This is a genomic window from Faecalibacter bovis (genome assembly GCF_017948305.1).
Classification (GTDB): Bacteria; Bacteroidota; Bacteroidia; order Flavobacteriales; family Weeksellaceae; genus Empedobacter; species Empedobacter bovis.
This window is the reverse complement of the sequence record NZ_CP072842.1, coordinates 2,041,899-2,055,032: the sequence shown is the minus strand read 5'-3', so window position 1 is coordinate 2,055,032 and position 13,134 is coordinate 2,041,899. Positions and strand designations below refer to the sequence as shown.

Below are 13,134 nucleotides of genomic sequence, written 5' to 3'. Positions count from 1 at the left end.
CGCTCAGAAAACTGAGCGACAAATTGAAATAATAGATTATATAGATGGAATTACTCCCATTCTTCTTTGATCTGAACTTCATCGTAATCAGCTTTCATTTCAGCTTCATAATCGATTGGTTCTCCTTTTGTGAACTTTTTAATTAAACTATCAAATATAGAATAAACAACTGGTACAATAATTAAAGTTAAGAATAAAGATGAAATTAAACCACCAATAATTACCCATGCTAAACCATTGTTCATTTCCGCTCCAGCTCCTTTAGCTAATGCAATAGGAATCATACCAAAAACCATGGCGATAGTAGTCATTAAGATTGGACGTAAACGCGCATGATTTGCTTGTAAAAGTGCATTGTAAGTAGATTCTCCAGCTTCTTTACGTTGATTTGTAAAATCGACAAGTAAGATGGCATTTTTACACACTAATCCGATTAACATAATCATACCCAGAATCGTAAATACGTTTAAGGAATTCGCTGTTAAGGCTAAGATTACAAATACACCAATTAACGATAATGGAATAGAAAATAATACGACGAATGGATACACGAATGAGTCATACAATGCAACCATTACCAAATAAACTAAGATAATTGCAGCTAATAACGCGATTCCTAACGTACCAAATCCTTCCGTTTGATTTTCCATATCTCCACCCCAAACGTAATCGACACCAGCAGGTTTATCCAGTTTTTCAATTTCTGCCATCCACTCATTTGCAACATCACCAATTGCACGTCCAACTACTTGCGATTCGATAGAAACTGCAGCAGTTTTATCACGACGTTCTAATAACGATGGACCTGAACCTTGAAGTACATTCGCAAATTGACTTAATTTAATTTGCTGACCTGCATTATTTACAAAAATAATATTCTTAACATCCTCAATTGAACGACGATTAAAATCATCAAATTGGATATTGATATCATATTCATACGCTCCATCACGATATTTACCATCAGTATTACCTGAGAAAGCTGTTTGCATCGTAAGACCAACCGTTTGTAAGTTTAATCCTAAAGCAGACATTTTATCACGATCTACAGAAACTGTAATTTCAGGATTTCCATCTTCAGAAGTTAATTCTGGTTCAGAAGAACCTGGGATCGTTTTCAAAATATCTAAAGCTTGAGTTGCAAATTTCGCAGCAGCTTCGTAATCTGTACCAGTAACCGTTAGTAATAACGGAGCTCTTTCAGCACCTACTAAACCAACTGGAACAGTTTTAATTTTAACTCCTACAAATTTATCCTGTAACTCCCTTTTCATTTTAGCTGCATAGATAGATGAATTATCTTCACGTTCCGATTTATCCGTCAAAATAACATCAATCTCAGCTTGGTATGCAGTTGATTGAGAAGCTCCCATTCCACCAGATTGTTGACCAACCGTTGTAATCATATCAACAATTTCCGGTTTATCACGTAAATAACGTTCAATCTGAATAGTTTTTTGATTTGTTTGCTCGATAGAAGCATCTTTGGGTAATTCAATCTGAACTAAAAATTCTCCTTTATCAATTTTAGGGAAAAATCCAGTTCCGACATAACCAAGAGGAACTAACATAAAAGAGGCAATCAATAACGCAACTGCACCAACGATTGAGGCAATTTTTGTGAACGTATTTTTTAAACACCATTTTAATAAATCAGAAACCCAATTTGTAAATGAATTTAATACGCCTTCAAACCAAAGAATAAATCGCTCAAATAAATTTTTTCCTGTTAGATGTTCTAATTTACCAAAACGAGATGACAACCATGGTACAATAGTAAACGATGATAATAAAGATAACATCGTAGCAATAACAACTGTAACACAAAATTGACCAATGATACCAGCTACTAATCCTGTTGATAATGCAATTGGTAAGAATACAACAACAATAACTAAAGTAATGGCAGTTACAGTAAATCCAATTTCGGCAGCACCATCATAAGACGCACGAATACGAGATTTTCCCATTTCCATGTGTCGGTAAATATTTTCTAATACAACAATGGCATCATCCACCAGAATACCTACAACTAAAGATAATCCTAATAAAGTCATTAAATTTAGCGTATATCCTAATAATTCCATTCCGATAAATGTCGCAATTAACGAAGCCGGAATAGCAACCATTACAATAAAGGCATTACGAATACTGTGTAAGAATAATAACATTACAACAGCAACTAATACAATAGCTAAAACTAAATCGAATACAACAGAGTTTGCTGCGTTTAATGTAAAGATAGAAGTATCATTCATGATACGAATCTTAACACCTTCTGCTTTGAACTGTTTTTCGATGTCCTTCGTTGCTTTTTGTACTAATGAAGAAACCTCAACCGCATTTGCATCAGACTGTTTTACAACCTGGAAAATAATTGATGGTTCTTGATTCAGACGAGCAACTTTTTCTACTTCTCGCTGAGAATCATAAACTAAAGCAACATCTGATAAACGAACCTGAATTCCTTGATTTGTTGTTAAAACTAATCCATTTAATTCCTCTACTGATTTGTATTTTCCAGATAAACGAATTATCGTTGAATTTTCTCTTGTTTTGATATTTCCTGTAGGGAAATCTAAGTTTGATGTTAAGATTGCTTGCTGAACCTGAGGCACAGATAAACCATAACCTTCTAATTTTTTAGCATCTAAACGAACTTGAATTTCACGTTCTTGTCCACCAATTAAGTTAACTTGTGCAACACCTTTTACACGCGCCAAAACTGGTTCTATTTTCTTATCTAATAAATCATAAAGATCCTTATCATTCAATTTATCAGACGAAACACCCGCCGTAATAATAGGTAAATCAGACATAGAGAATTTACTTAACGAAGGTGTTTCTACATCTTCAGGTAAATCGGAAATGATCTGATTAATTTTACGTTGTGCGTCATTCAAAGAATAATCAGCATCCGCGTCAGAGTTTAACGTAATCATAACGATTGATAAACTCTCATACGATTTAGATTCTACTTTTTTTACATTTTCTAAGGACGAAACTGCGTCCTCTATTTTTTTAGTAACCGAGTTTTCTACCTCACCCGGAGAAGCTCCAGGGTAGATTGTAGAAACCGTTACCACGTTAACATCGAATTTTGGGATTAATTCATACCCTAAACTCGAATAACTTAGTAAACCACCTAAAGTTAATATCGTAAATAATACGATAATCAGCGTAGGTCGTTTGATCGATATTTCAGCTAATTTCATTCAATATTATTTTACAACTTTAACTTTTTCTCCGTCTGTTAAGTTAATTTGACCAGCAGTTACAACTTCAGCACTTTGTTTTAAACCTGATAAAATTTCAACATAATCACCAACTACTCGACCAGAAACAACTTTAGTTAATTTGGAAACTCCATTTTCTACCACAAAAACTGTATTTGATGAAACTCCGTTAACGAAAGCTTTTGCTGGAATAACTGGTAATGCTTTAGTAACTGTAGGATCTTCAGACGTAGAAAATACTGCCGTACCGTACATACCAGCTTTTAACTTATTATTATTAGAAACTTCAATTTCTACTGGGAAACTTAAAGAAGCGTCTGCTTTTGGCGCAATAAATGTAATTTTTCCTACAAATTCATCATCAGGTAATACAGATGCTGTAACCTTTACATTTTGACCAATACGTAAGTTTACAATTTCAGATTCATTAACTGAAACTTTTAATTTTAAACGTGATACATTTACAATATCAAACATCTGAGCACCTGGATTTACAACAGATCCTGGCTCGATATAGCGCTTGTTTACAATTCCTGCAATTGTAGCTTTTACGTTTGTATCGCGAACACGAACACCTTGAGCTTCTACAGCTGCACGAGCATTCTTTAATTGTAAACGAGAATGATCTACTTGTTGTTTTGTAACACCACCTGTTTTATATGCATTTTCGTATCGTTGATTATCAATGATTGCATTTTGTAAATTATTTTGTGCTTGTGACATGTCAATTTCGATTGCGTCTTTTTTAATCGTCGCTAACGTTTGACCAACGCGTACATAATCACCTTCATCTACTAAAACACGCACAATTCTACCCGACATTTCTGAAGGAAAAGTCATTTCCTGAATTGGCTCAAAGTTACCATTAACAGAAAAATCAGCAGATAAATCTTTATATTCTAATTTTGCTGTATTTACAGTAATTTCTTCAATTTTAGAAGCAACAATTGCAACTTCCTCATCTTGTTTTGCTTTGTTTTTTGTAATGATGTAATATCCACCACCTAATAGCGCAATTGCAGCTACAATCCAAAGTAAAGTTTTAACTAATTTCATTCGTATATAAATTCGTAGGTATTATTGTAAAATAGTATTTAATTCTCCTTTTGCTTTTAATAAAGCAACTTCCGCAACTTTATATTCTAATAATACATTAGAATAATTGTTTTTGGCTTCTGTGTAAGCCTGTTCAGCATCTAAGACTTCCGTTAAAGGCGCTAAACCATGTTGGTAATTAGCTTGCGTATTATTAAAAACTTTACGAGCTAATTCAACATTTTCTTCTTGATTTTTTAAATTGACAATTAAATTTTCGATTTGCGTTTTCGCATTATGATATTCTAAATCTAAACCTAAAATCATATCTTTAATATCAATATCTAATGCATCAATATCTAATTGTGCTTGTGCAATTTTTGCTTTAGTAGAGCCTCCTGTAAAAATTGGAACTTTAACTTGTAAAGCAACATTTGCTACATCAGACCAATAAGTAGATTTATGAATTGGGAAATTTTCACCAAAACCATTGATACCATAGTTTGCAGCTAAACCAACAGTTGGATATAAAGCCGCTTTAGTCGCTTCAAGATTATATCCTAAAAGTTCTTTCTGTTTTAGAACAGCAGCAACTTCTGTACGTTTTGTATAATCAAACTTATCTTCTAATAAATATTCATTAATCTTTACATCTTCGCCAACTAATTCAATTTCAGTTTCGATAGGCATTCCCATATAAAATTTCAATGCATTTTCTTGTAACTGAACTGCATTAACAATTTGCTGACGAGCAGATTGAATATTTACCAATCCAACCTTAGTACGATCCAAGTCAATTTCTTTGGCTAAACCATTGTCGTATAAACTTTGAATGATGGCTTTTACCTTATTTGTATTTTCGTAAGAAGCGTCAATGTTTTGTAATTTTTGCTCCGTTACAAAAACTTGATAATAAGCTGTAGAAACGCGTTCTATAATTTGTTCGTCTGTCAACTGAGAATTGATTTGATAAAATTCTCGTGTTGATTTTGCCGCTTTCAGACCTGTAAAAACACGTTGATCAAATAAGGCTTGATATAAAGAAACTGTCGCATTTGTGTTCCATGGTTGTCCCATACGAATAACCATTAATTGATCATTCATTTGTAATGCAGATTCCTGAATAATTGCATTGTATTGTACATTACCAGACGCCGAAATTTGTGGCAATGCTCCAGCTTTCGCTTCTTTTATTTGTAAATCTCCACGCTTAATTTCATTTTTTGCTTTCAAAGCATCAGCTTTGTTTTTTAATGCAAAATCGATTGCTTCTTTCAACGTTAAAGTTTGTTGAGCAGAAACTGTTTGAAAAAACGCCAAGAGAACCGCAACTCCTATCCATCGCAATTTTGAGGATATACTGGTTATTTTCATATAATTTACTTTCTTTATTTTTTAAATAATGTTCGAATGATAATTTCTTTTCTGTCTTTCAAAATACGTTTATAATCAGTATCTGAAATTTTTAAATTCAGTTGAATCAACGGGCGCATCGCCATCGGAAAATTCACCAAAGAGATCATATTCAATAAAAACTGAATAGGTTCCATCCTATCAATCAAACCTTGTTCCATTGCATCTTCTACGTTTTTAAAAAATGCTTTTGCATGCTCATCAACGTACTCGCGTCTAAAATGAATCCCTTGATTGATCTGAGAAACTAAGTACGTTTCCAAATAAGGATAATCAATATTCATTTGAAAGCAATGGTCGATAAAATTTGAAATTTTTGTTTTAAAATCATCTTCAGACAACATAATCGAGTTCGTTTTCTCCACCTCCATTAGTTTCGCGTCTTCAAAAACAATTTTAAATAAGTTGTTGCGAGAACGGAAATAGTAATTAATCAATGTACGATTAACTCCTGCCGCATCTGCAATTTCTTGAGTTGTTGCATTGAATTTACCTTCTTTAAAAAATAAATTCTTTGCAGTTTCTTTTATAATATGCTCAGTTTGATCTTTTTTCTCCACGTCTACATTTTAAAATTTGACAAAAATGTTAGACAAAAGTATTAACTATTTAAGATTTGACAAAATTGTCAAATGAATTTTAACAAAATAATCTAATGATTTACTTTATGAATAGTATTTTTGTAGAATGAAAGACTTATTTGGACAAGCGATTCTGGATTACCAAACGGATAATAATCCTGAAAATTTATATACAGAAACTTCAATCTCTGAATTAGATGTCATGCCCATTGATTATTTATTTAGAGATTTTGATGAAATGCCAACTTTTGAACAAAAAGCACTAACATTAGCAAAAGGAAACGTTTTGGATGTGGGCGCAGGAGCTGGCTCGCATGCTTTGTATTTACAACAGAAAGGTTTAAATGTTAAAGCTATTGATATTTCTCCGAAAGCAATAGAAGCATGTAAATTGAGAGGTGTAGAAAATGTAGAAGCCATTAATCTTTTAGATTTACCAACGGATGAAAAATTTGATACCATTCTTATTTTGATGAACGGAACAGGAATTTTTCAGAATTTATTTGTCATTGGTGCCTATTTAGAAAAATTAAAATCACTCTTACATCCAGCAGGTCAAATAATAATTGATGGAACAGATATTATTTACATGTTTGATGACGATGACGATGGTGGTAAATGGATTCCTGGTGATAAGAATTATTACGGTGAAGTAGATTTTATAGTTCATTATAAAGGGATGCAAGACGAGCCGATAGAATGGTTATATTTAGATTTTGATACTTTAAAAAATGCATGTGATCATCACAGTTTAGAGTGTAAAAGAATTTTAAAAGAAGATTATTCTTATTTAGCAAAAATTACAATCAAATAAGCGTTAAACATTAGTTCAACGCTTTTTTTATAGGCAAATAGTACCTCTTGTACAAAGAATAATTCTTAATTTAGTGACATTAAATCCAACCCAAAATTTATATGGAAGAACACTTGCCAAAACTGATTATCGATTTAGGCCTAATATTAGGTATTGGTGCAATTACCACATTAATCTTCAAACGAATCAATCAACCATTAGTCTTAGGGTATATCATCGCTGGATTTTTGGTTGGTCCACATTTCCAATACATTCCTACTGTTGCCGATGAACATAGTGTTGAAATTTGGGCAAAAATTGGAGTGATCTTCCTTTTATTCAGTTTAGGGTTAGAATTCAGTTTCAAAAAACTGCTCAACGTTGGTGGAAGTGCATCGATAACCGCCCTCGTAGAAATCGCATGTATTGTAACTCTTGGATATTTTGTAGGACAATGGATGGGCTGGAAACCGATGGATAGTATTTTTCTTGGTGGTTTATTAGCCAGTTCCTCTACAACCATTATTATTAGAGCGTTTGACGAATTAGGATTGAAACGAAAAAAGTTTGCGAACGTTGTTTTCGGAATCTTAATTGTAGAAGATATCGTTGTTATTTTATTAATGGTCATGCTTTCTACAATGGCTGTAAGTCAGCAGTTTGATGGTGGAGAAATGCTGAGTTCGTTAATTAAACTTGGCTTCTTTTTAGCCGTTTGGTTTTTGGGTGGTATTTTTATCATTCCTTCTTTTTTACGATCAATCAAAAAATATTTAGACGAAGAAACCTTACTAATTCTTTCAATCGGATTATGTTTAGGAATGGTTTATATTGCTGATAGTGTAGGATTTTCAATAGAATTAGGAGCATTTGTGATGGGTTCTATATTAGCTGAAACAGTGTATGCTGAAAAAATTGAGCATACTTTACAATCCGTTAAAACATTATTTGCTACGATCTTCTTTGTATCTATTGGTATGATGATTGACCCTGCTTCTATGTTAGAACATAAGTGGGCAATTTTAATCGTAACGTTATTAACTATTTTTGGTAAATTAATTTTCACGTCACTTGGTGCATTATTATCCGGACAACCATTAAAACAATCGGTACAAGTTGGTATGAGTATGGCACAGATTGGCGAATTTGCCTTTATTGTGGCTGGACTTGGTTTATCATTAGGTGTTACGAGCGACTTCCTCTTCCCTGTTGCCGTAGGTGTATCTGCAATAACAACTTTTACAACTCCATATTTGATAAAATCATCAGATACAGTTTATCAATATTTAGACAAAAATTTACCGAAAAAGTTTTTACAAACTATAGATCGATATTCATCAGATACACAACACATAAAAGATGAAAATCAATGGAAAATAATTATAGAAAAAACCATTAAAAACTTAGCGCTTAATTCTATTATCATAATTGCAATTACAGCGTTTACAAAGAATTATATTTTAATGTTATTGTATGATAATGTAAGTTATTTCCTTGCAAATTTCATCACTATGATACTTACTTTAACCATATGTGCACCATTTCTTTGGGCATTGATAGGTAACCGAGTATCTAAAACATTAGTTTCACAATTTTGGTACGAATCAAAATTTAATCGTGCGCCAATAATCGGTATTTTTACCTTAAGAGTCATCTTTATTTTAGCTTTAATTATATTCATTTATTACCAATTTTTCTCTAGTAAAATCGCAGTTATTATTCCGATAGTAATTCTTTTAGGGCTTTTATATTTACTTTCTAAACATTTTAATAAAGTTTATGACATCATTGAAAATCGATTTATTTTTAATCTGAATGAACGTGAAATTATAGAAGAAAAAAGATTACAAGCAAAGAAAGAAAATTATCAATATACGTGGGATAATACACACATTTCTGATATGGAAGTTCCACGACATGCTAACTTTATTGGTGTTCCTTTGGGTGAATTAAATTGGCGAACTAAATTCCACATCAATATTGCGTATATCAAACGAGGCGACCGAATTATACAAATGCCAAATAGTGAATCTGTTCTTTATCCTTTAGATGAAATCGGAATTATTGGTACAGATGAACAAATTCAGAAGTTTGAAAATTACCTTAAAATTATTGGCGAATCAGTGCCAACTATTACTGAAGATACGAAGGATCACATCAACATTACAATGGATAAAGTTGTAATTCCTGATAATGTTCCTGAAATTCAGTACCAAGACATTGGATGGATAAAAGATGCTAGTTTTGGTATTGTTGTTTCGTTGGAGCGAAATGGTGAAATTAGTTTTAATCCAGATCGCGATGTTATTATTGAACCGGGAGATTATTTAACTATTGTTTCGGATAAAAAGAAATTGAAACAATTTATAAAACAATATAATTTAAAATAACGTCATAATTTTGCATCCATGCTTCGTAAGATCATACATATAGACATGGATGCTTTTTATGCCTCTGTAGAACAGCGCGACTTCCCCGAATTAAGAGGGAAATGCATTGCTGTTGGTGGATCTGCAGAACGTGGTGTGGTAGCAACTGCAAGTTACGAAGCCAGAAAATACGGCGTAAAATCGGCCATGTCTTCTGTAATTGCTAAAAGAAAATGCCCCAAATTAATTTTTGTTAAACCTCGATTTGAAGTGTACAAAGAAGTTTCGAATCAGATTCGTGATATTTTTAAAGAATATACCGATTTGGTTGAACCTTTGTCTTTGGACGAAGCATATTTAGACGTAACTGAAAATAAATTCAACATTGCTATTGCTACTGATATCGCATTAGAAATTAAACAAAAAATTAAGGAACGAACTAATCTGACAGCTTCTGCAGGAGTTTCTTACAATAAATTTTTGGCAAAAATTGCATCTGATTATCAGAAACCTGATGGATTATTTGTGATAACTCCTAAAATGGCTGAACAATTTATTGAACAATTACCTATAAATAAATTTTTCGGAATCGGAAAAGTTACAGCCGAACGTATGGCAAATATGGGCATACACACCGGTTTTGATCTGAAAAAACTCTCGATGGAAAAGATGATTAAAGAGTTTGGCAAATCAGGCTCTTATTATTATAACATTGTACGTGGTGAAGATTTTCGGGCTGTAAATCCTGATCGAATCAGGAAATCTGTAGGTTCTGAAAATACTTTTTCGAATGACATTTCTCAAATTCATGAAATGCAAACTCACATTGCTTCCCAAACAGATGAAGTGTGGGAATGGTGCCAAAATAATTTAATATTTGGACGTACAGTTACTGTAAAAATGAAGTTTGAAGATTTTACAATTGTGAGCCGAAGTAAATCATCAATCTATCCTATCACAAACGAAAAAGTCTACCGAAAATTGGTTTTAGAATTATTAGAAGAATGTTATCAAATAGGTCGAAAAGTTAGATTATTAGGAGTTTCAGTTTCTAATTTAACTGATTTTAAAACTTCTGAAGGTCGCCAACTTGAATTAGATTTTGAACAAGAAAATTTATAAACGATCCAAAGGAGATTGAATTTTTTGAATTGATTTTCTGGAAACATGAGTGTAAGTAAGAGTTGTTTTGATGCTATTATGACCTAATAATTGTTGTATTAAAATAACATCTGTACCACTCTCTAACAGATGTGTTGCAAAAGAATGACGCAAACTATGTACACCAACTTTTTTACGTGATTTGGATAATTCTAATCCATTTTTAAAAATCATTTGTATAGAACGCGTACTCATTTGATTGCCAAAACGATTTTCAAACAAATATTCCTTAGGTTTATATACAACATAATATTCGCGTAATTCCAACAACAAGGTTTCAGGCAAAATAACAATCCTATCTTTTTTCCCTTTCGCCCCTTTTATATGCACCAGCATCGTGTCGCTATCCAAATCCTCAATCTTAAGATTCACCGCTTCACTCACTCTTAATCCCATACCATAAATAGATTTCAGAATCATTTGATGCTTTAAATTCGTAGTCAAATTTATTATCTGTCTTACCTCATTTACAGAAAGTACTTTGGGCAAAAGATTAGGTTTTTTAGGACGAGGAATATCAAAAAACATACGATTAAGATGCAAAACCTGTTCGTAATAAAACTTTATTGCATTCATTCTCGAATTAATTGTAAATTCTGATAATTCTAAATCTTGCGCACAATAAACCAAGTAACGTCGAATTAAATCAGTCGTAATTTCTTGTGGATTATATTGTGTAAACATCTGCAAAAATGCAATAAATTCGTTGGCATAAGTTTTTAACGTATTTGGACTGTATGATTTTAACTTTAAAGTTTGAATGTATCTATCAAATTCAATTTTATGTTCTTTGGTTAAATTATTTGCATTCTGAAACTCGATTATTTCTAGCCCGATGGATTGGCGATTTCGGTTAAGATCTGGAACGTACCAAGATTTTTGAGTATTCGAATATTTTACACTAATTATGTTACGCAAAGGATCGATTGAATATTTTTTATAATCAAATAAAATCCAAATCACTTTTTTGTTTTTGTGTTCACCAGAAACAAATTTATAATTAGAAAAATCGATACTCATAGATTGCCGAAGTTGTATTTACGAACATAATCATCAATTACTATAAAGTTAATTAATAACCGGTCATCGTACTAATAATAAGCATTTAAGATTATTTAATTTTATTTGCATACCACAAAAATGTTCGTATATTTGAGTGTTACCTGCAAGCTTTACCAAGAAAATCGCTTAAAATATATCAATGAAAATAGGAAAGAAATTCAAAGAGCTAGTATATAAAGAGTATTTTTTCTTTATTGACAATTATAAAAAATATAGTGACTTCAATACACTTGGACTTTATCGTTCACTTATAGAAAATGAAAATTTAAATATCAATGAGAAAATTCAGCTACGAGAATATGCTCATAAAACATTTATCAAATCATTTAAATTTTTACAACTTAAAGATCCTATAACATTTTTTGAAGTTTCTACTTTAGGCGAGGAGTTGACGAATGGTGACAAGGAAAAATTCTGGAATGATATCAAAACAAATCAAGAAAAAATTCTTTCAGATAAGCGAATTAAACATAGAAATTTCGGAACATATTCAAAACACAGCTGTCCATATGACGATTGTATTTGGCAAGGAGTTATGATTAAACAAGGTTCTGGTTTAGCTTGGAGCAGTATGACATTTTTCAGTGATAAAAATAATTATCATCAAAAAATAAAATCTGATAAAAGAAAATCTGAACGAAAAAATAAAAAAATAATTATTGAAAAGGAATTAGAAAACTGATAAAAGCCAGCAGGTAACATTGTATTGCCAAAAGCGGGGCTAAAGTGCTAAATTCAAAGTTTGTGCTTCTATCTCCGCCAAAAACGAATTTTATTCGTTTTTTATTTTTAAATTTAACTCATAAAAATTCGTTTTGGCTCGCCTCAGTGCAAAATCGAAACTTTAGGCTTCGATTTCCCCGCCTTCGGCAATACCCAAAACGTTAGCTGCAATCGCGCCAGACTATCCCAATTTACTTACAGCATGAAAAAAATAATAACTTTCATTCTAATATTAAACTTTATTTCTTGCAATAAGAGTGAAAAAAATGAAACAAATATCAATCTTGATTTATCTCAAAATCAATCTGAAATCATTACTATGAATTCAATTTCTCAAGATTATGATTCAATTATAGATCGTGTTAAAGTTTATGGAGATAAAGAAGCTTATTCAGAACTATTTTATCATTTAAAAGATACCAATTTCGAGGGAAGAACTGATACTTTAATGTTTTATTCAAAAATTATGGCTTTAAAGTTTAATTATGAAAAAGCATATATCGATTATTTAGATGCCGTAACCGAAAAATATAAGATTGAAAAAAACATTGATGATTATTCAACAATTAATCTTTCAAATTTAAAAACAACTGAAAAAAATGAAATAATTGAATGGCTTAAAATTATGTTAGAAAATAAAATAATTTCTAATATTCAATATGATGAAGTTATCAAATAATGCGACAGCAGCTAACATAGTATTTAGCAAAAAACGGGCTGAAAGTAAACTTTCATCCCATCTTTTTCCACTCGCAAAATTG

General features: G+C 31.8%; 10 protein-coding genes. 5 read left to right on the top strand and 5 right to left on the bottom strand.

Annotation, left to right across the window (positions count from 1 at the left end; all coding sequences use genetic code 11):
* Positions 1–50: 50 nt before the first annotated feature.
* Genes J9309_RS09895 through J9309_RS09880 form a run of 4 tightly spaced genes read right to left on the bottom strand, consistent with a single transcriptional unit; the run spans position 51 to position 6,244 of the window.
* Positions 51–3,215 (bottom strand): efflux RND transporter permease subunit, encoded by a 3,165-nt coding sequence (locus J9309_RS09895; RefSeq protein ID WP_230475726.1) that lies wholly within the window; start codon positions 3,213–3,215, stop codon positions 51–53.
* 6 nt (positions 3,216–3,221) lie between these two features.
* Positions 3,222–4,292: an efflux RND transporter periplasmic adaptor subunit gene (locus J9309_RS09890; RefSeq protein ID WP_230475725.1), complete on the bottom strand. Its 1,071-nt coding sequence runs from the start codon at positions 4,290–4,292 to the stop codon at positions 3,222–3,224.
* Positions 4,293–4,313: 21 nt separating this feature from the next.
* Positions 4,314–5,618 carry a TolC family protein gene (locus tag J9309_RS09885; RefSeq protein ID WP_230475724.1) on the bottom strand — a complete coding sequence of 435 codons (1,305 nt, stop codon included), beginning with the start codon at positions 5,616–5,618 and terminating at the stop codon, positions 4,314–4,316.
* Between the two features lie 41 nt (positions 5,619–5,659).
* Positions 5,660–6,244, bottom strand: a complete 585-nt coding sequence (locus J9309_RS09880; RefSeq protein ID WP_230475723.1) for a TetR/AcrR family transcriptional regulator — start codon at positions 6,242–6,244, stop codon at positions 5,660–5,662.
* A 127-nt stretch (positions 6,245–6,371) separates the two neighbouring features.
* On the opposite strand from J9309_RS09880, the gene J9309_RS09875 reads away from it, so the two are divergent.
* The 3 genes from J9309_RS09875 (at position 6,372) to dinB (ending at position 10,549) form a co-directional block, all read left to right on the top strand.
* Positions 6,372–7,079 (top strand): class I SAM-dependent methyltransferase, encoded by a 708-nt coding sequence (locus J9309_RS09875; protein WP_230475722.1) that lies wholly within the window; start codon positions 6,372–6,374, stop codon positions 7,077–7,079.
* Positions 7,080–7,180: 101 nt separating this feature from the next.
* A complete protein-coding gene (locus tag J9309_RS09870; RefSeq protein WP_230475721.1) occupies positions 7,181–9,448 on the top strand; it encodes a cation:proton antiporter in 2,268 nt (755 codons plus the stop codon).
* 18 nt (positions 9,449–9,466) lie between these two features.
* Positions 9,467–10,549: a DNA polymerase IV gene (dinB, locus tag J9309_RS09865; RefSeq protein ID WP_230475720.1), complete on the top strand. Its 1,083-nt coding sequence runs from the start codon at positions 9,467–9,469 to the stop codon at positions 10,547–10,549.
* Here dinB and J9309_RS09860 read toward each other — a convergent pair.
* The gene (locus J9309_RS09860; protein WP_230475719.1) at positions 10,544–11,608 is read right to left on the bottom strand and encodes a tyrosine-type recombinase/integrase; all 1,065 of its coding nucleotides are present in this window, start codon (positions 11,606–11,608) and stop codon (positions 10,544–10,546) included. The genes dinB and J9309_RS09860 overlap by 6 nt on opposite strands.
* A 181-nt stretch (positions 11,609–11,789) precedes the next feature.
* On the opposite strand from J9309_RS09860, the gene J9309_RS09855 reads away from it, so the two are divergent.
* Complete coding sequence (locus tag J9309_RS09855; protein ID WP_230475718.1) at positions 11,790–12,332, top strand: hypothetical protein; 543 nt, start codon at positions 11,790–11,792, stop codon at positions 12,330–12,332.
* 360 nt (positions 12,333–12,692) lie between these two features.
* Complete coding sequence (locus J9309_RS09850; protein ID WP_230475717.1) at positions 12,693–13,052, top strand: hypothetical protein; 360 nt, start codon at positions 12,693–12,695, stop codon at positions 13,050–13,052.
* Positions 13,053–13,134 lie beyond the last annotated feature (82 nt).

Bases quoted from the DNA above. Each gene is read 5' to 3' on its own strand.
- dinB (WP_230475720.1), top strand. From the start codon at position 9,467: ATGCTTCGTAAGATCATACATATAGACATGGATGCTTTTTATGCCTCT.
- J9309_RS09890 (WP_230475725.1), bottom strand. From the start codon at position 4,292: ATGAAATTAGTTAAAACTTTACTTTGGATTGTAGCTGCAATTGCGCTA.
- J9309_RS09875 (WP_230475722.1), top strand. From the start codon at position 6,372: ATGAAAGACTTATTTGGACAAGCGATTCTGGATTACCAAACGGATAAT.
- J9309_RS09860 (WP_230475719.1), bottom strand. From the start codon at position 11,608: ATGAGTATCGATTTTTCTAATTATAAATTTGTTTCTGGTGAACACAAA.
- J9309_RS09855 (WP_230475718.1), top strand. From the start codon at position 11,790: ATGAAAATAGGAAAGAAATTCAAAGAGCTAGTATATAAAGAGTATTTT.
- J9309_RS09870 (WP_230475721.1), top strand. From the start codon at position 7,181: ATGGAAGAACACTTGCCAAAACTGATTATCGATTTAGGCCTAATATTA.
- J9309_RS09850 (WP_230475717.1), top strand. From the start codon at position 12,693: ATGAATTCAATTTCTCAAGATTATGATTCAATTATAGATCGTGTTAAA.
- J9309_RS09895 (WP_230475726.1), bottom strand. From the start codon at position 3,215: ATGAAATTAGCTGAAATATCGATCAAACGACCTACGCTGATTATCGTA.